Genomic DNA, 26,683 nt, shown 5'->3' with positions numbered 1-26,683 from the left:
TGTTACTCTCTTGTTATTTTAAGGTTAAATAGCTTTACGAAAAATTCCTTCGCTAAGCCAAGTTTGAAGTGTATTCGCCACCCACTGTACCACCTCTTCTTCATCAAAATATTTGAGCATGGTTTCACACAAATCGCCAAAACTTTCATTTTTGGCAATGGCGTGGACTAAATAACTTTGCTCTGCCGTTAATACACAAAAATAGGCTTCGCAGTCATGACGCCAGATGAGTTGACAGCGCAATTCAGGCAGTTGCTCTGAGGGAATATCACCCTCACCATGATTATTAGACTGCCAACGCTCCATCGTATTGAATCGACACGTGAGCAATTTCACAGAGGGATGCAACGACAATTTCATATCAGCCCACTCTTCGGGCGGAAGTTGTGACAAATCCTCAAGTGTTAATACTTCGGCATCTTCAGCGTATAATGCTTCATGAATAGCCCATTCAAATTCGGCCAACTCACTATAGCTTGAATCAATATGATCGGTATTCTTTAAAAATTTCGCTAAATGTTTTCCGACGTGTTGGATTGAAAAATGATGCGAAGGAAAGGCATCTAAATAATCACAAGCCATCGCATCAAAAGCTTCTTTGCCCATAAGGTGATACAAAACCGTATAATCGCCTTCTAAAATCTCAATCAAGCGCAAATAATAGGCATTGCGATAAACTTGGAGCCGTGCTACAGAATCCATGTTCTCAGGTTTGATAATATCCTCAGCAACGTCTGTATTCTTTTCGAGAACAAAAGCCTGCATACCTTCTTGTAATTCTTTTAATGTTTTCATGCCACCTGCTCACTGTGAATTCGGTGATAAATTTGTTTGGCATAGTCAACTTCTTTTAATAATTCTGGAATATCGGGAATATTAGCATCACGCTCAATTAGGGTTGCCACATCGCTAAACCGCACAACAGCTTCCTCATATAACTTCCATACATCATCGATAATAGTATGATCATGTGTATCAATGATGTGAGTTTCACAATTATCATGACCCGCGATATGAAATTGTTGCACACGCTTAGCAGGAACACCGTCCAAATAGTCGAGCACGTTGAACCCGTGATTAAACGCATTCACGAAAATATTATTAATATCGAGCAAAATAAGACAGTCAGCCTTTTTTGCCACTTCACTTAAGAATTCCCACTCGGTCATTTCAGACGCACGGTAATCCACATAGCTGGACACATTCTCCAGTAAAATTTGTCGGCCCAAAAAATCCTGGACTTTCTTAACGCGAGCAGCCACATGTGCAATGGTCTCTTCTGTGTGAGGCAATGGCATTAAATCATGCATGTTCACACCGTTCACACCGGTCCAACACAGATGATCTGAAATCCACAAAGGATCCACCCGCTCTGCCAGTCGTTTGAGTCGTGCAAGATAATCACTATCCAATGGATCGCAACTACCAATCGACAAGGAAACACCATGCATCGCCACGGGATACTGTTCACGTATTTGATCTAAGTAGTGCAATGGATGACCGCCATCAATCATGAAATCTTCGCTCATGATTTCAAACCAATCAACGTTAGGCCGTGTATCAATAATACTTTGGTAATGCTGTGAACGCAGTCCTATACCAAAACCACTGTACGAAAGATCTTGCATTCGATATCCCATTTTTAGAAGTCACATAAAAAAGTAAAGCCAGGCACATGATGCTACCTGGCTTTGTCATAACTTTTAGTTACATTTTTAATAGCCGCTTTCGGTTTTGCCACTGCATGAATGGCTTTTACGATGTGCTCTGCAGCTCGCATGTGATCTGCAGCTCGCATGTGATCTGCAGCTCGCATGTGATCTGCAGCTTGTGCCCATCTTACCTAATTTAGTGCTTGGACCAGCTTGACCTGCCATTGGCCCTTGAGGCATTTGTTGAGGGTGTGAACAAGCACTTAAAGCAAATGTTGCAGCAACGGCAGCGGCGATAAGAGCGCCTTTTTTATTCATAATACTCATAGCAAAATTCCTTCTATCGAAGTTAGTTAGTTAATACGTTTAAAAATGGTAGAGTTTCTAACAATAAAATGCAAGTTAGAAATGATTGATTAATTTTTGATCACATTGCAACTTCGTTAAGATACCAACTTCTGAGTTCTTTACAAAAAATATCCGGCATGGATTCTTGTGCAAAATGCAAAGCATCTTGCAGCTCAACGAGAGTCAAATTTTGGATGTGACTTTTTGCCCATTGAACAGTTGCCATGGTAGTAATAAAGCCCGGAATGGCATACATCATCAATTTGGGTTGCGGGGCATGTTGCAACCATTGCGAATATTTATCAATGAGTGCAACTACACCATTTCCGTTACCCAACGGCAGATCTTGGATATATTGCCATAAAGGTTTGCGACTTTGCGCATCTGGAAACGGTTTACGATATTGTTCAAGCTCTTCTTCCGAAAGTTTGCGTAATACGCCGTTAGGTAATAATTTATTGATTAAATAATTCTGCTCGACGATCGCATGGTAACTCGCCCCCGGACGCTTCAACAAAGTTGCTAACTGTTGTACCGGCAACGAGAACATATCCCAATCTGTGGTTGGGCGGACATGTGATTCGTAAAAAGCCAACGCTTTAATTTTATCTTCATGACGACGCGCATAATCAAAACCCACGACAGAACCCCAACCATGTAACACAAAAGTAATGTTCTCAAGCCCCAAGGTTTCGATAAATCCCTCAATGTATTTAATATGGTCGAAGATCGTATAATCGATAGGGGGTTTGTCTGATCGACCCATACCAATTAAATCAGGAGCAATGCAATGAGCTTTATCTGCGAGAGATGGAATAATATTTCGCCACAGGTAGGATGAGGTTGGCATGCCATGCAAAAAAATGACCGGATCACCCGTGCCATCTTCAATATAATGAATATTAGATCCTTCGATTGACACGTAATTGGAGGGATATTTACACTCCGCTGATACGCTCCCTTGCGTGGTCATGTTACTTTCCTCACAGGTCAAATGCTTATCGGTGCCCTCATGTCTCTGGATGCTCCCCGATCGTCCCTGTTTCGGTTAAATCTAACAGATCCCTGATTGCTACAAAAAGTATAGCAAACTCTTTTGTGTCTGCACTGCGCATATCAGTTAAAATTGACTGCCAACGTTGAATTAAATTCTCATGCCTAGAAAGCCACTCATTAATTTTTCCAGGAATACTGCGAGCCTTCGTGTCTAAAAGAACTTTGACGGTCAATTCGCGTTGGATCCAATCCAAGTCACCCTTGTAAGCAGCGCGTGCCAAAACAGCCCATCGATTATCGATAGGGTATTCATTAATTCGCTCCCTGAACCAGAATAAATTGAGGCGATCTGCCAACATAAAATAAATTTTAGCCACTCGGAAAACTTCAACATCCTGTGACATAGCCGCTTCCACAATGTTCAACGCATGATATATGGCCGAGGTGCTTGCAACTTTTAAAGCAATATCGGCAGGGACTTTTTGTTCCATCAGCTTTTGTTGCCGGGCATCCAAAACATTTTTGTCATCACCCAATAATAATTTTGGCAATCGTTTGCTGATATCAGCAATGTGGGCGGCGTACTGATCAATAGTTGCTGTGATATTGATTTTTCCTCGCGAATTCCTGAGTAACCAACGCGCTGCGCGGCGCACCAAACGTGTGACATCGACAAACATTTCATTTTGCACTGCAACGTCGACCCTATAATCCAAAGATTCGATATCCCTTAACATCGTACCCATGTCGAAAAGCCTGGTCGCAGCCGCATAGGCCCGAACAATAGCATTAATCGACGCCCCTGTTTCCTCCATCATCTGATAAGCAAAAGTAATCCCCATCTCAGAAACCATGCGATTCGTTAACTGTGTCGCAATAATCTGGTTAGCAAGGTAATGGTTCCTCATTTCTTTTTCATATTTTTTATGCAGCGGCGTAGGAAAAGCATTGCAAACGAACTCACAAAGATAGGGATCACGCACTAAGTCGGAACCTTTAATTGCATCCTCAAGAATAATTTTTGAGTAGGCAAACACAATGCACAACTCTGGACGCGTTAGTCCAATCCCAGCATTGCGCCTTTCTAAGAGGATTTTATCATCGGGTAAAAACTCTAAGCCACGATTAATTAGGTTTCGTTCTTCCAGATTTCGTAGATAATTTATATATAAAGACACTTCTTGACCCGATAAAAATGAAGCCAAGCTGATCGCCTGATTCTGGTGATAATTATCTTTCAGAACGAGTTGCCCGACTTCATCTTCCATGCTAGCGAGAAGTTCGTTACGCTGCTTTTCGGTCATATCCCCAGCGGTCACAATGCTATTCAACAAAATTTTGATATTAACTTCGTGATCGGAACAATCCACACCAGCAGAATTATCAATAAAATCGGTATTAATTTTTCCACCACTTAAATCGTATTCAATACGGCCTAATTGGGTGAGACCCAAATTACCCCCTTCACACACAACACGTGCACGCAACGATTTTCCATTCACACGAACGGAATCATTACTACGATCACCCACATCATCGTTTGTTTCTGTCGTGGCTTTCACATAAGTACCGATACCACCATTCCAAATTAAATCTACTTTTGCTTTTAAAATAGCCTTTATTAATTGATTAGGTACAAGAACATCTTTCTTAATGTCGAGCAATTCTTTCACCTCAGGTGAAATGCGAATAGCTTTTGCCGCGCGTGAATAAACACCCCCCCCTGTCGAAATTTTTGTGCGATCATAATCGTCCCAACTCGATCGCAGCAAATTGAATAAGCGTTTGCGTTCAGCAAAGCTATCTTTGGGGTTTGGATGGGGATCCAGAAAAATATGACGATGATCAAAAGCGGCTACTAATTTAAGATGACTCGACATCAACATGCCATTACCAAAAACATCACCACTCATATCACCGATGCCCACGACCGTAATCTCTGCTTCATCCACATTGATGCCAAGCTCTTTAAAATGCTGCTCGGCAGATACCCACGCACCTCTTGCGGTGATACCCATTTTCTTGTGGTCATAGCCTGTTGAGCCACCCGATGCGAAGGCATCACCCATCCAATAATCTCGCTCAAGAGCAATTGTATTGGCGATATCAGAGAATGTTGCCGTGCCCTTATCGGCAGCAACCACTAAATAGGGGTCTTGATCATCATAACAAATGGTATTTTTAGGTGTCTCAATGTGCCCATCGACCAAGTTATCGGTCAAATCCAATAAGCCGCTAATAAAGCCTTGATAGCAAGCAATGCCCTCCTGCATGATCTGTTCTCGGCTTCCATCGCACGGTAAATTCTTTGCAACAAAACCACCTTTAGCACCAGCCGGCACAATCACGGCATTTTTCACCTGTTGTGCTTTCATTAAGCCAAGCACTTCCGTACGATAATCTTCCCGCCGATCCGACCATCGAATGCCGCCTCGTGCTACTTTAGCCGCACGTAAATGAACGCCCTCAAACCGAGGCGAATAAACGAATATTTCATATTTAGGAAGTGGCAATGGCAAGTTAGGGACTTTAGTGGGGTCTAATTTAAACGATAAATAAGGCTTATAATTGCCTTCTGCATCCGTTTGAAAATAATTAGTTCGCAAGGTGGCATGAATCAAAGATAGATAGCGCCGCAAAATACGATCTTCATCCAAGATAGCCACTTCATCAAGTGCTTTGTGTATCTTCTGTTCAAGATGTGCTGCTTCTTCTTTCGCCTCACCCCCTTTTTCCGGATCGAAATAACATTGGAAAAGTTCCACTAATAATTTTGCGATTTTAGCGTTAGTCACTAATGTTTCTGCAATATACTGCTCGCTAAATGTGAAACCAATTTGCCGGAAATATTTTAGATAGGCACGCAAGATGCTAATTTCACGCCAATGCAATTCGGCTTCCAAAACCAAACGATTTAATGCATCGTTTTCTGCCTCACCATTCCAAGTTTTTAAAAAAGCCTCTTGAAATATCGTTTTGACTTCCTCAACATCAAAAGTGGGTTCTTTTGCATAAGTCATGCTGAAATCATTAATCCAAACCTTATTACTATTTTTAAAGGTAATCGCATAAGGCTGTTCGCCAACAACGCGCAATCCCATATTTTCTAATAATGGCAGTGCATCCGATAAGGGAACCGTATGCCCATGACGGAACAATTTAAAACTAATGACTTCCTTGGCAACTCCAAGCGGACGGTAAAAACTCATGCCCAATGTATCTTTCGTCGCAAGCTTTTCAATGTGTTCGACATCAAAAACAGCTTGGGGCGGCCGAAACATTTCTTGGTAAGCAATTGGAAAAGCATATTTATAACGATTAAATAACGCATTCCCACATTCTTCACCAAAATATTCTAGAACGCTTTCATGAAAACCATCTTCCCACGATTCTCCAACTTCAATAAGCTTCTTTTCTATATGTTTAACATCGTATTCAAGTTTTTTGCGGGGATCCACACGGATGACGTAATGAATACGCGCCAAAACTGATTCTGAAAAATGAGTCGTGAAAGTTACATCTAAACCTTTAAAGGCTTTTCGTAATATTTCCTCCATGCGATTAACTAGTGTCGTATTGAAATTTTCTCGTGGAACATAAACCAAACACGACATAAATCGCCCATAAGCATCTTTGCGAACAAACAAGCGAATTTGTCGACGTTCCTGAATATGCAGGATTCCCATCGCTAACTCATAGAGCTCATCTTCCGTCGCATGAAACAAATCATCTCGTGGCAAGTTTGCTACGATGTGGGTTAAATCTTTTCCGGCGTGACTTCTTGGTGGTAGTTTCGATTTCTTCAACACCGAGCTCACCTTATGGCGCAGGATAGGAATGGCTTTCGGATCCCCACCATAAGCAATCGATGTATATAAACCAATAAACCGACGCTCACCGATAAGCTCCCCTTTTTCATTAAATCGCTTCACACCGATATAGTCGGTATAAGCAGGCCGATGCACTGTGGAGAGTGTATTTGTTTTGGAAGTAATTAATATATGTTCGGTAGATAACGCGATCTTTCGCGCCTCTTCCGGCAAATCTGAATACTGACGCAACATCTTGCTGTGAGTGTAATCGCGTAATACACCGAGTCCGGAGTGCGGCACTAGACGCAAGGCACGCTCTTTACCCTCACCCACCATTTCGTAATCACGAAATCCTAAAAAAGTGAAATGATCTTCAAGCATCCACTTTAAAAATGCTTTTGCCTCATTGACTTCATCGGCACTTTGCACCATTTTTTCAGGATCGAGTTCATCGATAGATTCACGCACGCGATCTTGCATGGCTTGCCAATCTTCCACGGCTGCCCGTACATCTTTTAAAACACGTTTAACGTTTTTTTGGATCTCAGCCAATACTTTTGGATCGGTTTGGCGATCAATTTCCATATAAAGTGGCGCTTCAATGGTACTTTCAACATCATGCGTTGCATGGTACGACAATATATTATCGACTTGATGCTTCTTATCACGGCAAACCTTAATACCGCCGATATAAATCAATAAGTGAGTGGTTAACCCTAAGCGATTGATTTCCATTCGGATAGAGTCGATTAAAAATGGCATGTCGTCAGTAACTATTTGAATAATAGTGTGCGTAGACTGCCACCCACTCTCTTCATAATTGGGGTTAAAGATACGAACCTTAACCTCCTTGGGTTTACGATGTTGCATCAACTCCCAGTGCGACAAGACTGTGCCATATAAATCCGGAATGGAGCGCGCTTCAATATCTTCTAGCGCAGTGTTCATATAATAGAGACGAATGAATTTGATAATTAGTACGGCTTTGTCTTCGGGAAGCTGCTTTTTCGCATAAGCAATGATTTTCTCAATAACGTTTTCAACGGCAAGAGATGAATTTTCAGTCACTTTTTGAAGTTCCTTTATGAAATTTTTAAAATTGCAATCAAAGCTTACATCTTAATCTTAAAGCAAAGGCCTAACACCATTGATTTAAAAGCATTTTTTCCTTAAGCTTATTTTAATGCTTCCTTAAGCAAAGCGCTTGCAATTAACCTAAAATTAAATTATTGTACGATTTAAGGTTAAACATTAACCTTCTGAAAATAATGGCTTTCTAACTAATTCGGTGTTTTTTAAGCTATTTTAGCACGTTAGAGGCACAAAGTAAGCAAATTATGCCGGCAAAATGAGTGTAAGTCACTGAGGAACGGAATAAAGTGATATGTTGATATGTAGGGATGCTCGCATAGAATAAGGGCAAACGCTATGAGAGTATTACTGGTAGAAGACGACGAATTCCTCGGTGATGGTATTAGAACAGGCCTCAAACATTACGGACATACAATTGACTGGGTAAAGGATGGCCGAGCCGCTCGTGATGTGATTTGCTCAACTCATGAGACTTTTGACATCATTGTGTTAGACCTAGGGCTCCCAAAGCTCTCTGGCTTGGAAGTTCTTAAAATGATTCGTGAGAAAAACCTTGCAACGCCAGTCGTTATCTTAACGGCACGCGACACCGTCGACGATCGAGTCAAGGGTTTGGATGCAGGTGCAGACGACTACTTAACAAAGCCATTTGATCTCGATGAGCTCTGTGCCCGTATGCGAGCTCTCCAAAGACGATCAAAAGCACGAGCCAAACCGATTATTACTTATGCCGATATCACGCTGGACCCAGCCTCCCATATCGTGCAGGTCAAAAACAAAGAAGTCCTGGTTTCTCGTCGAGAATTTGCACTGTTACAGAAGTTGTTAGAAAATGCTGGGCGGGTAATCTCGCGTGAACAACTCAACCAAACGCTTTATGGGTGGGGTGAGAACATCGACAGTAATGCGTTAGAGGTTCATATACATAATTTAAGAAAACGATTTGGTACAAAGCTGATACGCACCATTCGTGGTGTAGGTTACATGGTAGAAAAAAAATCTGAATGACACCCTCAATACGAACCTTCTTGCTCATCAATTTATTGTTGAGCGTAACGCTAATTACATCCCTAGCTATTATTGGGAATTTATTCTTAGCTCATAAAGATATTCAAACTCAACTTGACGCTCAGCTGATTCGAACAGCTGAGCGTATGCGGGCCTTCTTTAGCGACTACAATACTAACGATCGAAATTTCTCATTGATTCAACATAACCTAATGAAATCCTTCAGAAATCCTCTCCAAGATGACCGCACACAATCAATGAACCTTAATAATAAAAAGCAACGAGAACAATTCAGGGCAGATAGAGAGGCACAGGATAATCTAGAATTCCAAATCTGGAACAATAAAGGCAAACTCATCCTACATTCGAGCAAGACGACTCCTCGCATCCCTTTTTCAAATGGGAAGAGTGGCTTGTCGACACTCTGGCTGCACGGTGAGTCGTGGCGTGTCAATACAGAATACGATCCAAGCACAGAACTAACCTACATGGTTGCCGAACGCTCTGATTATCGTCAACAATTAGAAAACCAACTCACGCAAGATTCTATTTTTATTATGTTGATCACCTACCCCTTCCTCGGTTTTCTTATCTGGATCATCGTGGGTCGCGGCTTAGACACCTTGAAGAAAGTAGCTCTTGAAGTCAGCCAACGGGCACCAAGCTACTTAGAGCCTGTCGACGCCGAGTCTGTCCCCTCTGAAATTGAACCCTTAGTGAGTGAGCTCAATAGCCTATTCGGCAGATTGAAAGAAGCATTTGAGCGTGAAAAGCGATTTACAGCAGACGCAGCCCATGAGTTGCGGACACCTTTGGCAGCCTTGAACACGCACACACAGGTGGCACTGCGCGCACAAACACCAGAGCAACGTAAACAGGCTCTACTGAAAGTATTAGCCGGCGTTAATCGTGGTACTCACGTCGTTCAACAGCTATTAACCCTAAGCCGGATGGTCCCCGAGGCAAGCCTTCATGAAACTGTTAGCATGGATTTAGGTAAAGAAGCCGCTGATATTGCCGCCCAATTAGCGCCGGAAGCGATCGCTAAAGATATTGATCTCGAATTAATTACACCAGATGCTCCGCCGATGATCCTTGGAAATAACACCGCGATTGGTATCCTGATAAGAAACCTGCTCGATAATGCTATTCGCTATTCACCTGAAAAAAGTAAGGTAGCCATTAAAATAGAACATGATGATAAACATGTCATACTAAGAGTCATCGACAATGGTCCAGGCATTCCCAAAGAATTACGAGAACGGGTTTTTGAACGATTCTTCCGGGTCATTGGCAATCAAGCGACGGGTAGCGGTCTTGGACTCGGCATCGTCCAACAAATTGCAAAACTTCACCACGCCACCATTGCGTTAGAAACCTCTAAAAACGGTAAAGGCCTAGACTTTCAGGTTAAATTCCCTAAAATGCCAAAAAACAGAAAATCATGAAGTAATAAGGCGAGTCTTCACACCACGGGGTTATTCACAATTTCTGTGGATAACTTTGTGGGTATTTTGTCAGAACAAGCGCCAAAATATTGAAATCATAACTCCCGCAACAGATTGGATACAAAATACGCAAAGAATTTTTATTTAATATAATCAAATAGTTATATAATATGCTGCTAAAATCTAACTAAATACCGAATTCAAATAGACACACTTTACAAGATTTGGCATCATCAATTTGACCTGTGAGCAAATTTAATATTTTCACGAAAATCGACGGAATTATTGCTCTGAACTTCAATGGAAATAAAGATCTATGTACTGTGAGTTATTACCCATATTGGATGAAGATATTGTCGTGCTCACTGCAAATAGACGATTATCTCACCACCTTCACCAACAATTTGATCAGTATCAACTCACACAAGCACAAAAAACATTTTGGCACACTCCCAAAATTTTGCCATTGAACAAATGGCTCGCAGACTGTTGGCAACAACATTGGGATTGCAGTGGAACACTATTATCCGACTTTCAAGAAGCCTGGTGTTGGCAAACGATTATCCGCAATTCAAAAGACACATCGTTTTTGTTATCCACGACATTAACAGCAACATTAGTCAAGGCTGCGTGGGACATGTTGACGTTGTGGAACATTGAGCTCAACGAACTCGAGCAGGTCAATGAAGAAGTAAAAACGTTTGTCACCTGGGCTCAAGAATTTCAGGAACAAAAACAGCAACATCAGTGGCTCTGCACGGCTGAACTACCAAAGGCACTTCATCAACTTGTCACTGATCAAAAGCTTAGCTTGCCACCTCATATCCTATTCGTTGGGTTTGATGAATTTTCGCCCGCCGTTCGCGAATTAATCGATGAAATCAAAACTCAAACGAAAGTAACGGAATACTCCCCGGATCAAAAAAAACCAATGCTGCAACAAATTCGACTTGCCGATGCAGAAACCGAAATAACTACCATCGCGCGCTGGGCAAAAAAACAACTTGAGCAAAACCCGAATCAGCGTATCGGTTGCATCGTTCCCAACCTTACTAAACGACGTAAAGCTATTGATCGTTTATTTACTCAAGTCTTTGCACTAAGCAAAAACCCCTTTAATATCTCGGCTGGACAAGCACTAAACACTTTCCCGATTATTCGGTGTGCACTCAACATTCTTGCTCTTAAGCCAAGCTTCATGGCTTTCGAGGATCTGTCACCGTTACTAAGATCAATTTACATTAATACAAACTCTGATGCTTGTCTTGCTGCACAACTTGAACGGAAATTCCGCGAATTAAACCAACTACATATTAACGCTGCCACGTTACTGCCCTATCTAGGGACATTAAAAAATTCATATCCCAACGCAACGTTTCCTCAAAGATGGGAAGCCTTTTTAAACTCTTATTCTAAAGGAAAGCAACAATCACCAAGCAAATGGAGCAATGCCTTCATCGATGAATTAACCCAGCTAGGATGGCCGGGCCAGCGTGAATTAGCAAGCCATGAATACCAAATAGTGAAACGTTTTGAAAAAATTTTTGAAGAGTTTGCACAAACAGAATCGTTCATATCAACACTATCACGCGAACAAGCCTTGCAAATGTTTCAACAATTAGTTGGACAAACGATTTTCCAACCAGAAAATCCTGAGGAATCGATACAAATATTAGGTATTCTTGAAGCAACAGGTCTTGAATTTGATCAGATGTGGATTATGGGACTTAATAATGAAGATTGGCCACCTCCCGCAAACCCGAACCCTTTCCTGCCGATCCATTTACAGCGCCAACACCGTATGCCACATGCCTCCGCTAATCGTGAGCTTGAGTATACTCAACATTTACAACAACGATTATTCAATAGCGCACCCAATATCATTATTAGTTCGCCCATTCAAGAAAAAGATAAACAATTATCGCCTAGCCGATTAATTCAACATATCCCTGTAATGAGTGCTGAACATTTAGACCTACCCGTCTATAAAAATAGTATAGAGAAAACCTTTGAATCCAAAAAAATTGAACTCATTAATGACGCTAAAGGCCCAGTTTTACAGCACGATGAAAAATTTCGTGGCGGTAGCTGGGTTTTACAACAACAATCACTATGCCCATTTCGTGCATTCGCTGCTGGTCGTTTGAAAGCAGAAAGTTTACCTGAACCTCAACTTGGATTAACTGCCTCCGAACGTGGCACACTCGTTCACCAAGCATTGGAACACGTTTGGAAAAAACTAAAAACTCAAGAACAGTTAAAGTCATATTCACAAACCAATCTCAAAGCGTTAGTCAAACAAACAGTTTCCGCCGTCATTGAAAACTACCCATACAATCAAGCCCAGTTTTTAGCTATTGAAAATAAACGTATCGTTACATTAATTATGGAGTGGTTAGAATTTGAAAAAAAACGCCCATCTTTTAGTGTCGACCAGCGTGAATCTATTCGCTTCATCAAGGTGGGTGAATTACCATTACAACTAAAAATTGACCGAATTGATAAACTAGCCGATGGAAGCAATCTTATTATCGATTATAAAACCGGCCTTCGTAATAGCATTGATGATTGGTTTGGTGACCGTCCAAAAGCATTACAATTGCCGCTTTACTGTGTCTATGGCACCCGCAAACCTTTTGGCTTAGCCTATGCACAAGTGCGCCGAGGTCACATTGCATTTAAAGGCATTATTGCGAGCGACGAGAACAATAAAAGTTTTTTTAATGTTGCGCCTTTGTCAAAACTCAAAAAAACAGAGAATAGTTTTGATTGGAAAGATATATTGCAGCATTGGCGTGATGTTTTGATGAATTTAAGTTCAGCATTTTGTGCAGGACAAGCAAGCGTCGATCCAGTTGACCTCGTTTCAGTATGCAAGTATTGCGATCTACACCTTTTATGTCGAATAGGATCTCAATATGACGATAAATAAAAATCAAGACCAACTCATACGCGAAAAGGCCTTAAATCCTAAAAAATCTTTTATTGTCCAAGCGCCTGCCGGATCTGGAAAAACTGAACTATTAACACAACGTTTTTTGCGATTATTAACCTACGTGGATTCACCTGAAGAAATCATCGCGATCACATTCACACGAAAAGCAGCTGCCGAAATGCGTGATCGAATCACAAGCGCGCTAACCTTCGCTAGCGACAATCCAAAACCTGACGAAAATCATAAAGCAATCACATGGCAACTTGCTAAGGGAGCATTAAAGCAAGACCAACAATTAAAATGGTACTTAAAAGAAAATCCCAATCGTTTGCGGATCTTAACCATCGATGCTTTATCCGCATCGATTTGCGCACAAATTCCTTTATTATGTGGATTTGGCGGAAAACCCAGCATCATTGAAGATGCCACATTATGCTATCGAAATGCGGCACGTGCTGTACTTAGTTCCCGTCATCATATTGCAGCCATTGAAACGTTGTTACTTCACCTTGACAACAATATCGAACAACTCGAATCGCTACTCACTGAAATCTTAGCCTCACGGGAACAATGGTTACCGCACATTATTGATCACCACCAAAATCCCAATCAATTAAAAATAGATCTCGAAAATGGATTGGCAAATATTGCTAAAGAAAAAATGCAAGCCTTAACATGCTTGGTTGATCGAGAGCTGACAGATGAATTAATTTCATGCACTCAATTTGCAAGCCAATATTTATCACAAGAAGATCCTGAAAATATCATTACACAATGCGCTCATTTAACGCAAATCCCTGGCAAGGAATTAAATGATTTACCTGCTTGGATCGGTCTTGCAAATTTATTACTCACTAAAAATAATACGTGGCGAAAATCCGTCGATAAGCGTTGTGGATTTCCTTCTGAAAAACAGCATAAAATGATAAAACTGAAATTCATCGATTTACTCGAAAAGCTCAGAGCAAACGAACCGTTAAGAATAGCGCTCTCTGAGCTATTAATGTGTCCACCCATTCAATATAGCGAACAACAGTGGACAATCACTCACGCCTTAATTAATTTATTACCGTATCTTGCCGCGGAGTTACAAGTAGTTTTCATGCAACAAGGTTGCGTTGACTTTATTGAATTAACGCTAGGTGCATTACGCGCTTTAGGCGATGCCTCTCAACCAACAGATTTAGCGCTGCATCTTGATTATCAAATTCAGCATTTATTGATCGATGAATTTCAAGATACTTCAATCACTCAATTTCGCCTTATAGAGCAGCTCCTCTCAGGGTGGCAGCCCAACGATGGGCGAAGCTTATTTTTAGTTGGCGATCCCATGCAATCGATTTATCGTTTTCGTAACGCTGAAGTCGGGTTGTTTTTACGAACACAACAGCAAGGCATTGCAAATATTTCTTTAGAAAAATTAACACTACAAACAAATTTCCGATCGAACGCTAATATTGTTGAATGGATTAATTCTGTTTTTGAAAATATATTTCCCCGAAATGCTGATGTAGCTATGGGCGCAGTACCGTACTCATCTGCAGATGCTGCACAAACACACTCGCAGAAAAGTGTGTTTCATCATCCTTTGCTCAACGCCAATGTCATTCATGAAGCACAACACATTGTGGAAGTTATCCGTCGATGCCAAGAAGACAATCCTAATACAAGTATTGCTATCCTAGTGCGATCACGCTCACAATTAATCGATATTATCCCAGAACTACGTGCCGCCAAAATTAATTTCAACGCTATCGATATTGAAACTCTGGCACATCGCATCGAAATACAAGATTTACTCTCACTCACTCGTGCCTTACTGTATCTTGATGATCGCGTTGCTTGGCTCGCTGTTCTACGCGCACCTTGGTGCGGATTAACGCTCAATGATTTACACACGCTGACGCAACATTGCGCTGAGAAGCCCATTTGGTCTTCCTTAATAGATTTTCATACTATTAAAAATCTTTCGCTGGATGCAAAAATTCGATTGAAGCGCATTGTACCTGTACTCGAAAAAATCCTGATTAACCCAGAAGGCTTACCTCTTTCTGCCTGGATACAAACCACTTGGCTAGCACTTGGTGGGCCTGCTTCGTTAATTGCTTTATCGGAAGGCGACAATGTCGAGGCATATTTTAAATTATTAGAAGCGATTGAAGATGATTTTAGCTTTACATTACTCGAAAATAAATTGAGGCAACTCTACGTGGATACCAGCTCACATGAATCCTCAACATTACATATCATGACTATTCACAAAGCTAAAGGATTAGAGTTTGATCATGTTATTATCCCCACACTTCACAAAACAACATCCGCCGATAAAAATCAATTATTGATATGGCTAGACCGTCCTTCGCTGCAAGGTGGTAGCGATTTAATATTAGCGCCGATACGCGCTGCCAATGAAAAAACTGAGGGAATTTATCAATACTTACGAACCGTCGAAAAAACTAAACTCGACTATGAAATGGCACGATTACTCTACGTTGCGGCGACGCGATCGAAATCATCGCTTCACTTAATTTCATCCATCGAAAATAATGAAAGTAACTCTAACCATTTACAACCACCCCCAAAAGGTAGCTTTTTAAATTTATTATGGGAACCCTGCTCTAAAGAAATTACTGATACTGCAAAAACGCCTTCAAATACAGCATCAGCTACTAAAATAAAAACCACCCATAAACTCATTCGATTCACAGAAGATTGGCGACTTCCTACGTTATTTGAAAAATCTATATCGACTCTGAAAAACCCGATAATAAGCTTAAATTCTACAATACTTCAAAAACAACAAAGCAACTTAGGCATTATGATTCATGAAATATTGGAAAAAATAGCCACTGAAGGCATTGAGCATTGGAACCAAAATCGAATTCATCATCTAAAACCCCATTGGCAACGCCGACTACAACAATTAGGCACCTTGCCAGCATATTTAGAGGCCCATTTAAATCTAGCCATTCAAGCCATCAATAACACATTAGCAGATCCGAAAGGACAATGGATACTATCCCAAGATCATCAAGCCGCTGAAAGTGAATATGCGGTTACGGGTTTTAGCAAAGATCAACCCGTGAAATTCATCATCGATCGCACATTTATCGATAAAAATAATATCCGCTGGATTATCGATTATAAAACAGCCGTTCCAACAAAAGAGTCACTCGAGGAATTCTTAGCGGAACAACAAGAATTACATCGTGAGCAGTTACATCACTATGCCAACCTTTTTAAACATGAAGAGACCAATTCTCTTAAGTTAGGTCTGTATTTTCCGCTCTGCTTGGGCTGGTGTGAGTGGGAGTTTAGTTAAAATTCAATAAGCAATTTATGAAATTATATGAGATAATACGAACATGCCAACAGATATATCACATAAACTCGTCGTCGCCATCTCGTCAAGAGCGCTATTTAACCTTGATGAAAGCAATGCCGTCTTTGAAAAACAAGGCGTCGATAGTTATGCCCAATATCAAATTCAGCACGAAAATGAAATCCTTGAACCCGGCGTTGCTTTTTTTTTGGTACAAAAATTTTTAAACCTAAACAAAACAGATGACTTTGTCGAAGTCATTTTGTTATCACGCAACAGTGCTGACACCGGGTTACGAGTCTTCAATAGCATTAAACACTATGACCTAAACATCACCCGAGCTGCTTTTAGTAGCGGCAAAAGTCCTTATCAATATATCCAAGCATTCGGTGCACATTTATTTTTATCATCTAATCCGCAGGATGTAAAAGATGCATTAAATGCAGGCTGCGCAGCCGCTACGATTTTTTCCAGTAAAAATCACCAAAACATCTCAAATGTTGAAGAACTCAAAATCGCATTCGACGGCGATGCGGTACTATTTTCGGATGAAGCCGAGCGGATTTACCAGCAAAAAGGCTTGGATGCGTTTGCAGAAAACGAACAGCTCGCAGCCGATCAACCCTTAACCGGTGGCCCATTTAAAGGCTTTTTAGCAGCACTTCATTTGCTTCAAAATCACTTTCCAGAGAACAACTGCCCGATCAGAACAGCATTAGTCACTGCACGCCAAGCACCTGCCCACGAACGCGTTATCAAAACACTACGCGCTTGGAATATCCGCATCGATGAAGCATTATTTTTAGGTGGCTTAGACAAAAGTAAATTTTTGCGTGCCTTCGCTGCCGATATTTTCTTCGATGACCAACAAGGTCATTGCGAATCAGCCAGTAAACACGTCGCTACGGGTCATGTACCCAATGGGATTGTGAATGAGGTATAGTGGCACTATAGTCTATAGTTACGAACATCCTAAACACAGTTAAGGACATGCAATGCCCCTATCCGAAACAAATTTAATATGGCTCGATTTAGAAATGACTGGCCTGAACCCCGATAAAGATCACATTATCGAGATCGCTACAATCGTTACGAACTCAAATCTCGATATACTCGAAGAAGGTCCCGTATTTGCGATTCATCAATCCGCTGAGTTGCTCGACGGCATGGATTCCTGGAACACCGAACATCACACCGCTTCCGGTCTCGTCGATCGCGTCAAAGAAAGCAAAATAACAGAAGCCGACGCCGAAAAGGCAACGATTGAATTTTTAGAAAAACTAGTTCCACCAGGAAAATCTCCAATGTGTGGCAACTCCATTTGCCAAGATCGCCGTTTTCTCTGGCGCTATATGCCGCAATTAGAAAAATATTTTCACTATCGCAATTTAGACGTAAGCACCCTTAAAATTCTTGTTCAAGATTGGGCACCCCAAATTGGTGCGCAACTCACTAAAGAATCAAGACATCTTGCGCTGCAAGATGTTCGTGACTCGATCGAAGAATTACGATTTTATCGCGAGCATTTTATTAAGAGTTAAAAGAGTATTACCATAAAGAATAAGGCTCAGTTGTGTTCGTCACACCTGAGCCTTAAAATCAGAAAGCGAGTTTTGTCAAACAACCCCTAAAATGAACATCCATTTTTGTTAATTTTTGTCGGGCTGAAGATCCTGTATTAAACAATCAAATGGTTTTTTAACGCCTGGAATCTTTTGAACTGAGAACAAGCATCCCTTATTTTTAGTCTGCACACCTTCTTGAAGCTTGCTTACGCCGTTACACGTAAACTCCCCAGTCTTAATAGGAGTTGTGTCATACTGATATACGGAACTCCTGCATTGTAAAATATGCCTCTCACTGTCAAAAGAGCATCCAGATCCTCTAAGAGGCCCCACCACATAACTATTCCTATCTGTGGCTTCAAAGGAACACTCGAGAACAAGGCCGAAGCCCTTATCCTTGCCAAAAGAAGCCACCTGATTTGCTGATAGTGCAGAGGTTGAAAAAGCAACGAGTAGTAATAAGGACATAACTGGTATGATTTTTTTCATATTCAATCCCCCAAAAGCTAATCCAGTTAAACTTCGTTTAGTATAGCATAATGCGCCCTAAGAGTTAATCCATGGGGTGTGCTCCAACACCGAACCTCACTTACCTCTATCTATCGACAACCTACACAAGAACCGATATATTATAAAATCCAAGCGATTAACGAGAGGATTACAGCCATGGGATTCCTATTTAGTATCATCATTGCCTATTTGCTAGGCTCCATTTCTACTGCTGTCATCGTATCAAAGATGCTCAAACTTCCTGATCCCCGTAAAGAAGGGTCTGGTAATCCTGGCGCTACAAATGTATTGCGTTTGGGCGGAAAGCAAGCGGCTATTTACGTTTTAATCGGTGATGCATTAAAAGGTTTAATTGCAGTCATTATTGGACGATTATTGCATGTGGATGGTATATCACTTGGCTTTGTTGCTTTAGTTGCTGTTATCGGTCACGTTTTCCCGATATTTTTTAAATTCAAAGGTGGAAAAGGTGTGGCAACATCGCTGGGCGCTATTTTAGGTTTATCCTTTTGGGTGGCAATATTTCTCATCGCAACCTGGGTTATTGTTGCGTTGATATTCCGTTATGCTTCCGTTGCTGCTCTAATTACTGCAATTGCTGCACCAATTTATATGTTAATTGCGGGTCATGGTAATTATGCTTTCCCAGTATTATTGATCACGGTATTGATCATATGGAAACATTGGGAAAATATCGACCGCTTGCGCAAAGGTACTGAAGGTAAAATAAAGTTTTAGTGTGACTACCACGCACCTCAACTTTACACAGAAATCTCAGTGTCACTCCTAATCTTCTAGGCAGTGGTTGCTCTCGCTTTGCTCGGGTGACAGAGGTGGTGACGCTCCGCATCCAGGGAGAAAAACAGTGTCATTTCGAGCGATAGCGAGAAATCTCAAAAAATTGATGTTTTATGTGCAAGACTGGGTCTGTAAATAAGATTGTGTAAATGCGATAGTCAGGGAAAGGTCGTTAAAATTATACGGAGTCTTTGACTATGGCAATGAAAACCAATAAATTAGATCCACAGGTTGTGGAATATTTTCTCAAACATACCAAGACCGCATCTGATATTTTCGGTGATACTGGTTTGTTAAAGGAGTTAAAAAAGGCACTGACGGAGCGTATTCTGGAAGGGGAGCTGACGGACGCGCTGGGTTATGCAAAACACGAAGTGTCTGGCAACAATAGTGGTAATTCCCGCAATGGGCACAGCCAAAAAACGATCAAAACAACAGATGGCGAGATGACCATTGAGGTTCCTCGTGATCGTAACAATGAGTTTGTACCGCAATTGATTCCAAAACATCAAACCCGCTTTGATGATTTGGATGACAAAATTATGAGTCTTTATGCACGGGGTATGACTACCCGTGATATTCAAGATCAGTTGAAAGATTTGTATGGCACAACTATTTGTTCGAGTCTCATTTCTACAGTAACCAACGAAGTGATTGAAGAAGTGAAGGCTTGGCAAAGTCGTCCGTTGGACAAGGTGTATCCGATTGTGTATTTGGACGCTTTAGTGATTAAAGTGCAGCAAGATAAAAAGGTTATCAATAAGGCATTGTATTTGGCTTTAGGAATTAATATCGATGGGCAAAAAGAATTGCTAGGTATTTGGATTAGCCAAAATGAGGGCGCTAAATTCTGGTTGAATGTATTAACGGAGTTAAAAAATCGAGGCCTAGAAGATATCCTGATTTGTTGCGTTGACGGGCTAACGGGCTTTCCTGATGCGATTGGCGCTGTGTATCCTAACACTCAAGTACAGCTTTGCATTGTACACATGGTGCGGAATTCATTGCGCTATGTGGGTTGGAAAAAGAAAAAAGAAGTGGCCGCTGACTTAAAAGCTATTTATTCGGCCAGTACGGTTGAAGAAGCAGAATTGGCGCTGACGAGTTTCTCTGAGAAATGGGATGCTGAATTTCCCTCGATTGCCAAAAGTTGGTTGACTCATTGGGAGCGCATTGTGCCATTTTTTGCTTATCCGGCAGAAATTCGGAGGGTGATTTATACCACTAACGCTATTGAATCACTGAACATGAGTATCCGAAAAGTTATTAAAAATAAACGAGTTTTTCCGTCGGACGATGCCGCTTTAAAACAACTCTATTTAGGGTTAAAAAATATAGCCAAAAAATGGACCATGCCGATTCGAGACTGGGGTGCCGCCATGAATCGTTTTGCCCTTATGTTTGAAGATCGCCTGGCGGATTTTGTATAAAACTTAAAATTCATAAGAGAGGAAATTAATTTGAACGCAATGTAGTTTTTGATAAAATTAAAAAATCAGTTAACACAATGGCTGATTCATAATTCTGACTGACGCGATTTACACAAACTAATAAACAGTCCCGCAAGACTAGGAGATTTTAAACAAGCTCTAACGACCAACGAGGCTTCACCATCACCTCCCAGCTTTCTTTTTCGCCAGCCGATAATCGTAACCACCCATTGTAAGCAACCATCGCACCGTTATCCGTACAAAACTCTGGGCGCGGATAATAAACGTTTGCATTAATTTTTTGCTTTAATGTTTCTCTCAATTTTTTATTCGCTGCTACACCACCAACCATCACCAATGAATTTAATCCGATTTTTTGTAAGGCGCGTTGGCATTTACTCACTAAAACATCCACAACTGCATCCTCAAAAGCACAGGCAATATCGGCACGAGTTTGCTCATCATGCGATTCCGATTTATAGCATTGCATCGTATGCGTTTTTAGTCCACTAAAGCTAAAATTTAAATCGGGTCGATTGATCATGGGGCGTGGGAAATGAAAGCGATGAGGGTCACCCATCTCAGCGAGTTTCGCTAACGATGGTCCACCTGGGTAAGGCAAGCCTAATAATTTAGCCGTTTTATCAAATGCCTCACCTACGGCATCATCTACACTTTCACCTAATAGTGCATACTCCCCAAACCTTTTAACGTGCACTAACAATGTATGGCCACCTGAAACCAACAAAGCTAAGAAAGGAAACGGCGGTCGATTTTCCTCCAACATAATTGCCATCAAATGCGACTCCATGTGATGCACACCGACACTCGGCACTTGCCAAGCATATGCCAGCGCTTTTGCAACTGAAGCACCTACCATTAAAGCACCGACTAATCCTGGCCCTTTCGTGTAAGCAATTCCATCAATGTCTTTTTTAGAAATGTTAGCGTCTTTTAGCGATTGCTGAATCAAGGGTAAAGCTTTACGAATATGATCACGTGATGCTAGCTCGGGAACAACACCTCCATATTGTTTATGGATATCGATTTGGCTATAAATATGATGCGAGAGCAACCCCTGCTTTTCAGCATAAATCGCAACAGCAGTCTCGTCACAAGAAGTTTCTATCCCCAATACACGCATTTAATTTTGCATCAAATAAAAATTAATAATGAGAGCTTAGAGAATCACACCAGCTCTTCAATTTGTTTCAAGGTTAATCCTGTCACTTTATGAATAAGCACTGGATCCATATTTTGCAGCAACATCTGCTGAGCAACCAGCGCCCTACCTTTCTCAAAACCCTCTTTCTCACCCCTGAGAAAACCTTTTTCTTCTAATCTTTCTGCTAAAGTCATAACTTCACCTCCTAAGTTGGAAGATAACCCACTATAAATTAGTTTAACAGCTTCTTCAGGATCTTCAATATCGCCTTGAAATAGATATTTCAACGTAGTGCTAAGATAATCTTTAGCACCTACTTCTTCCAAATGTTTGAGCATTGGCAACAATTCTTTGATAAATCTCATGAAATTTTTCGCTGTAACGTGCTTCTGAGCCAACCCCATGACGCCTGCCCACTGCATTGCTTTTAGCTCTTCGTCTGGGGTTTGGGTAAGATCAATTAACGTAAATGGTTTTAGCAGGATATTTTTCGCTAAAGGTTGATGAGATTTAAATAAATCAAATAAATCTGTTGAGTAAGGATAGGGTTTATCACCATTGTAAAATACCATAGGTAGAATTATCGGCAATCCGTCGTGTGCTTTCTTTTTCAAATGATAATCCATAATACGAACCTGATACCGCAATAATCGATAAGGCATCCATTTATCGGGTTTACGCTGATGTTCAACAATCAAATATAAATAACTCCGTTGATTTTTGAAGTTAACGGCATACAAGATATCTGCCACCGAAGCTGGTAAATTTTCGTCAATAAAACTGCTTTTTTGCAACTGTAAGGTTTCAAGATCCACTACTCGCCGAATAGATTCGGGTAAATAGTGCTTGAAAAAATCCATTGCAACGTGTTTATCCGACATCGCTGCACGAAAATAATGATCATGAGGATTATGAATCTTGCTCACACCACATCCTTAAGTCAAAACGACCACTATCATCTTATTTCAAGATCACTACAATACCGTTATTTCAGCCTGGCTAAGATACCCCGAAAATGGCACTCCATATCCAGGGGGACAGCTAAGGGCTCAGCCCTATGAGCTATCTGGCTGATATCAATGAAAAAATATCACATGACCTCGCAAGCCAACCCGTGTATAATTCACCTTCATTTCGGCAGCCATGAAATCACACCGTATCAGGGAGAAATCAACTCATGCTGATGAGCATGCGTATTTTATTTAATAAACAGCGGAAACCAAAAAACATGACATCAGCACTATCCTTCGAACAACTAGGCCTTGAGCGTAATATCTTAAGAGCATTAAACGAGCTCGGGTATGAGCGCCCCTCACCCATACAGGAAAAAAGTATTCCTATTTTAGTGACCGGGCGAGATCTGTTAGCACAGGCCCAAACGGGTACGGGGAAAACCGCGGCTTTTGCATTACCCGTATTGAATCAGCTAGCTCTAAAAAAGAAGGAGCCTCAAGTATTGGTTTTAACACCCACTCGAGAATTGGCCATTCAAGTGGCTGAGGCATTCCAAAGTTATGCCAAACATATTCCCGAATTTCACGTACTACCCATTTACGGAGGGCAAGAGTATAAATCACAATTACGAGCACTCAAGCGCGGAGTACATGTTGTCGTTGGTACACCAGGGCGAGTTATGGATCACTTGGAACGCGGCACGCTGAAAACCAATTCACTCGCCACACTGATACTCGATGAAGCCGATGAAATGTTACGTATGGGCTTTATCGAAGCTGTCGAATGGATATTGGCACAGATCAAACATGAACATCAAACAGCGTTCTTTTCAGCAACCCTACCCGCATCCATTCAGCGTGTGGCAAAACAATTCTTGAAAAATCCAGCGCGTATACACATCGAACCAACAGTAACTACCGTCGATTCTATTACACAACAATACATGCTTGTTTCCAAGAAAAATAAATTAGATGCACTAACACGTTATTTCGAAGTTGAAGAAATGGATGCCGCGTTAATTTTTACAGGCACGAAAACATTTTCGGTGGAAGTGGCAGAACGTTTAGCTGCACGCGGCTATGCTGTTGCAGCATTAAATGGTGACATGAGCCAGAGTTTGCGCGAACAAGTTATTTCTAAAATCAAAAAAGGCACAATTGATATTATTGTTGCAACCGAAGTCGCTGCTCGCGGCTTAGACGTTGAGCGTATCACTCATGTCATTAACTTTGATATTCCTCAGACAGTAGAGTCATACATTCATCGTATCGGCCGAACAGGCCGCGCGGGTCAAACCGGCAAGGCGTTATTGTTGGTGACTCCACGAGAACAGCGCATGCTACAAGAAATTGAGCGTGGCGTCAGTCACCAAATTAAATCCATTCAAGCGCCTTCGATTAATCAAGTACAGCAAAAACGCAACGTGAAATTTAAAACTGATATCATGAACATATTAACAACCAAAGATGTCAGCGCTTATCGTGAGCTTATTGAGAATATAGCTCTAAAAAATGAACATTCTGAATTAGACATTGCAGCGGCAATCGCCTATCTTGCCTGTCAGCATGAAAATGCTTCCTTGGAAGAGCTTGAGGCCGTTCACTTTGAGAAAGAAAATCGCCCAAGTCGTTCAAGTCGTCCTAGAAAGGGCGGTCACTCGAGGCGCCAAAGTTCAGCAAAGCATAAACCAAAAGCAAATTACCACGAGCGTGATGCAAGAAGTAAGCGTAAAAAACCTGCTAAGAAAAAAAATTTCGACCATCGCAAGCGTCACAAAAACCGTAAACAAAAGACATGATTAACTTCAACAACATTGGAATATCACGCGGACAACGCGTTCTCTTTGGAAATGCTACCTTCACACTGCATGATCGGCAACGGGTTGGCTTAATTGGAGCAAACGGCTCAGGCAAAACGAGCTTATTTTCAGTACTGTTGAACGAATTAGAACCGACAGAAGGTGAAGTTAGCTATAAAGGGCAACTCGAAATTTCGCATGTTAAACAAGAAATAACCACATTAGATTGTTCCGCTTTAGACTTTGTTTTACAAGGCGATCGCGAATATTATTCTCTTATCCAAAAAATGGAATTCGCCGAACAAAATGATCAACACGAAGATTTAGCAGAAATCCACATGCAACTTAGCACAATTGATGGCTATGGCGCGCCCGCTCGTGCAGCACAGTTACTAGCGGGACTCGGATTTAGCGAAGCAGAGCAACAACAACCGGTGGCCTCATTTTCCGGTGGTTGGCGCATGCGTTTAAACTTGGCGCAAGCCCTAATGTGTCGTTCCGATGTGTTATTATTAGACGAGCCGACCAATCACTTGGACTTAGAAGCCATTGTATGGTTAGAAAAATGGTTAAACCAATATCTCGGCTTACTCATTATTATTTCCCACGACCGAGATTTTTTAGATAAAACGATCGATTTTATCCTACACATCGAAAAAAAATCAGTTACTTTATACAAAGGTGATTATTCTAGCTTTGAAGAACAACGCGCCACTCAATTATCCCTACAGCAAGCAACTTACGAAAAGCAACAACGCCAAATTAAACATTTGATGAAATTTGTCGATCGCTTTCGTTATAAGGCTAGCAAAGCTAAGCAGGCCCAAAGCCGCCTAAAAGCAGTTGAACGCATGGAAAAAGTAACGGCTGTACAGGTCGATTCGCCCTTTCATTTTGAATTTAAAAAACCCGAAAAATGCCCATACCCTATTTTACGTTTAGAGCATGTTTGCCTCGGGTACGACGACAAAGTTGTGCTAAACAATATTGATTGGCAATTAATCCCCGGTGATCGCATTGCATTGCTTGGCTATAACGGTGCCGGTAAATCCACATTAATAAAGGCCTTGGCAGGAAAATTAACTCCAAAATCAGGCGTTATTACACTCGATGGTAGTGTAAAAGTAGGTTATTTTTCACAGCACCAATTAGAAACATTGAAACCCGAAACAAGTGCACTTGACCATATGCAAGCGTTGTCATCGGAGCCCGTTTCTGCATTACGAAAATATCTCGGTGGTTTTGGTTTTAGTGGTGATGAAGCATTAAAACCCGTTGTTAACTTCTCAGGTGGTGAAAAGGCGCGCCTTGTTCTTGCAATGATCGTGTGGCAGCGCCCCAATTTATTGTTATTAGACGAACCAACAAACCACCTCGATATGGAAATGCGCATGGCCCTAACGCTCGCCTTACAAAGTTTTGAAGGTGCAATGGTATTGATTGCGCACGATCATTATTTGTTAAGCAATACAGTGGATCAACTCTGGGTAGTGGAAAATCAGCAGTTGAGTAACTTTGATGGCACTTTAGATGATTATTATCAAATGCGGCTCGCCAGTACCACTAAAAATAAATCCTCAACAAAAAAAGAAAAGTCAAACGAAAATAAGCCTTCAAAAAAAACCAAGCCCCTCAACCCCATTAAAATAAAAGAATTAGAAAAAAACGTTACTGAATGGGAGGAAAAATTACGTTTAGTCGCCGAACAATTGGCCGATCCTGCTTTATACGAAGAAAAAAATCATGCAAAGCGTGACAGCTTATATGCTGAACAGCAACACATTCAACAGCGACTTAAACACGCTGAAGAAGAATGGCTAAGTTATTTGGAAAGCAACAAAAGAACATAG

17 protein-coding genes are annotated in these 26,683 nt (G+C 41.2%); 10 read left to right on the top strand and 7 right to left on the bottom strand.

Going from position 1 to position 26,683, the window contains the following annotated elements; genetic code table 11:
• Nucleotides 1-24: 24 nt before the first annotated feature.
• The 4 genes from ACJMKR_RS05240 to ACJMKR_RS05225 all read right to left on the bottom strand — a co-directional run bounded on the left by ACJMKR_RS05240 (nucleotide 25) and on the right by ACJMKR_RS05225 (nucleotide 7,876).
• Nucleotides 25-795, bottom strand: coding sequence for a DNA-binding domain-containing protein (locus ACJMKR_RS05240; RefSeq protein WP_423064084.1), 771 nt, complete (start codon nucleotides 793-795; stop codon nucleotides 25-27).
• On the bottom strand, nucleotides 792-1,628 hold the full coding sequence (locus ACJMKR_RS05235) for a DUF692 domain-containing protein (protein WP_423064083.1): 837 nt from the start codon (nucleotides 1,626-1,628) through the stop codon (nucleotides 792-794). Before ACJMKR_RS05235 ends, ACJMKR_RS05240 begins: the two co-directional genes overlap by 4 nt.
• A gap of 451 nt (nucleotides 1,629-2,079) precedes the next feature.
• The gene (locus ACJMKR_RS05230) at nucleotides 2,080-2,973 is read right to left on the bottom strand and encodes a haloalkane dehalogenase (RefSeq protein ID WP_423064082.1); all 894 of its coding nucleotides are present in this window, start codon (nucleotides 2,971-2,973) and stop codon (nucleotides 2,080-2,082) included.
• Between the two features lie 37 nt (nucleotides 2,974-3,010).
• Nucleotides 3,011-7,876 (bottom strand): NAD-glutamate dehydrogenase, encoded by a 4,866-nt coding sequence (locus tag ACJMKR_RS05225; protein WP_423064081.1) that lies wholly within the window; start codon nucleotides 7,874-7,876, stop codon nucleotides 3,011-3,013.
• 360 nt (nucleotides 7,877-8,236) lie between these two features.
• Here ACJMKR_RS05225 and ACJMKR_RS05220 point away from each other — a divergent pair, with 360 nt between their 5' ends.
• The 6 genes from ACJMKR_RS05220 (at nucleotide 8,237) to orn (ending at nucleotide 18,154) form a co-directional block, all read left to right on the top strand.
• On the top strand, nucleotides 8,237-8,908 hold the full coding sequence (locus ACJMKR_RS05220) for a response regulator (RefSeq protein ID WP_423064080.1): 672 nt from the start codon (nucleotides 8,237-8,239) through the stop codon (nucleotides 8,906-8,908).
• Nucleotides 8,905-10,356 carry an ATP-binding protein gene (locus ACJMKR_RS05215; RefSeq protein ID WP_423064079.1) on the top strand — a complete coding sequence of 484 codons (1,452 nt, stop codon included), beginning with the start codon at nucleotides 8,905-8,907 and terminating at the stop codon, nucleotides 10,354-10,356. The genes ACJMKR_RS05220 and ACJMKR_RS05215 overlap by 4 nt, the downstream gene beginning before the upstream one ends.
• Nucleotides 10,357-10,672: 316 nt before the next feature.
• Nucleotides 10,673-13,288 (top strand): PD-(D/E)XK nuclease family protein, encoded by a 2,616-nt coding sequence (locus ACJMKR_RS05210; protein WP_423064078.1) that lies wholly within the window; start codon nucleotides 10,673-10,675, stop codon nucleotides 13,286-13,288.
• Nucleotides 13,275-16,613, top strand: a complete 3,339-nt coding sequence (locus ACJMKR_RS05205) for a UvrD-helicase domain-containing protein (RefSeq protein WP_423064077.1) — start codon at nucleotides 13,275-13,277, stop codon at nucleotides 16,611-16,613. The genes ACJMKR_RS05210 and ACJMKR_RS05205 overlap by 14 nt, the downstream gene beginning before the upstream one ends.
• A 43-nt stretch (nucleotides 16,614-16,656) precedes the next feature.
• Entirely contained in the window at nucleotides 16,657-17,556 is a 900-nt protein-coding gene (locus ACJMKR_RS05200; protein ID WP_423064076.1) for a 5'-nucleotidase, read from the top strand.
• A 52-nt stretch (nucleotides 17,557-17,608) separates the two neighbouring features.
• Nucleotides 17,609-18,154: an oligoribonuclease gene (gene orn / locus ACJMKR_RS05195; RefSeq protein ID WP_423064075.1), complete on the top strand. Its 546-nt coding sequence runs from the start codon at nucleotides 17,609-17,611 to the stop codon at nucleotides 18,152-18,154.
• Between the two features lie 108 nt (nucleotides 18,155-18,262).
• Here the strand turns inward: orn and ACJMKR_RS05190 are convergent, their stop codons facing one another.
• Nucleotides 18,263-18,667 (bottom strand): hypothetical protein, encoded by a 405-nt coding sequence (locus ACJMKR_RS05190; RefSeq protein WP_423064074.1) that lies wholly within the window; start codon nucleotides 18,665-18,667, stop codon nucleotides 18,263-18,265.
• Nucleotides 18,668-18,844: 177 nt separating this feature from the next.
• Here ACJMKR_RS05190 and plsY point away from each other — a divergent pair, with 177 nt between their 5' ends.
• Both plsY and ACJMKR_RS05180 read left to right on the top strand, forming a co-directional pair.
• Nucleotides 18,845-19,426 carry a glycerol-3-phosphate 1-O-acyltransferase PlsY gene (plsY, locus tag ACJMKR_RS05185; protein WP_423064073.1) on the top strand — a complete coding sequence of 194 codons (582 nt, stop codon included), beginning with the start codon at nucleotides 18,845-18,847 and terminating at the stop codon, nucleotides 19,424-19,426.
• Between the two features lie 257 nt (nucleotides 19,427-19,683).
• Nucleotides 19,684-20,916: an IS256 family transposase gene (locus tag ACJMKR_RS05180; RefSeq protein ID WP_423062605.1), complete on the top strand. Its 1,233-nt coding sequence runs from the start codon at nucleotides 19,684-19,686 to the stop codon at nucleotides 20,914-20,916.
• A 148-nt stretch (nucleotides 20,917-21,064) separates the two neighbouring features.
• Here ACJMKR_RS05180 and tsaD read toward each other — a convergent pair whose 3' ends face one another.
• Together tsaD and ACJMKR_RS05170 are read right to left on the bottom strand one after the other, a co-directional pair.
• On the bottom strand, nucleotides 21,065-22,060 hold the full coding sequence (gene tsaD, locus ACJMKR_RS05175) for a tRNA (adenosine(37)-N6)-threonylcarbamoyltransferase complex transferase subunit TsaD (RefSeq protein ID WP_423064072.1): 996 nt from the start codon (nucleotides 22,058-22,060) through the stop codon (nucleotides 21,065-21,067).
• Nucleotides 22,061-22,104: 44 nt separating this feature from the next.
• Entirely contained in the window at nucleotides 22,105-23,007 is a 903-nt protein-coding gene (locus tag ACJMKR_RS05170) for an Rpn family recombination-promoting nuclease/putative transposase (protein WP_423064071.1), read from the bottom strand.
• A gap of 251 nt (nucleotides 23,008-23,258) precedes the next feature.
• Between ACJMKR_RS05170 and ACJMKR_RS05165 the strand changes: the two genes are divergently transcribed.
• Together ACJMKR_RS05165 and ACJMKR_RS05160 are read left to right on the top strand one after the other, a co-directional pair.
• A complete protein-coding gene (locus ACJMKR_RS05165; RefSeq protein ID WP_423064070.1) occupies nucleotides 23,259-24,833 on the top strand; it encodes a DEAD/DEAH box helicase in 1,575 nt (524 codons plus the stop codon).
• Nucleotides 24,830-26,683: an ABC-F family ATP-binding cassette domain-containing protein gene (locus ACJMKR_RS05160; protein ID WP_423064069.1), complete on the top strand. Its 1,854-nt coding sequence runs from the start codon at nucleotides 24,830-24,832 to the stop codon at nucleotides 26,681-26,683. The genes ACJMKR_RS05165 and ACJMKR_RS05160 overlap by 4 nt, the downstream gene beginning before the upstream one ends.

The sequence above is a fragment of the Candidiatus Paracoxiella cheracis genome (assembly GCF_049348705.1).
In the GTDB taxonomy this organism is placed as follows: Bacteria; Pseudomonadota; Gammaproteobacteria; order Coxiellales; family Coxiellaceae; genus Paracoxiella; species Paracoxiella cheracis.
Note: the sequence above shows the minus strand (reverse complement) of the source record. Positions and strands in the feature narration are given on the sequence as shown.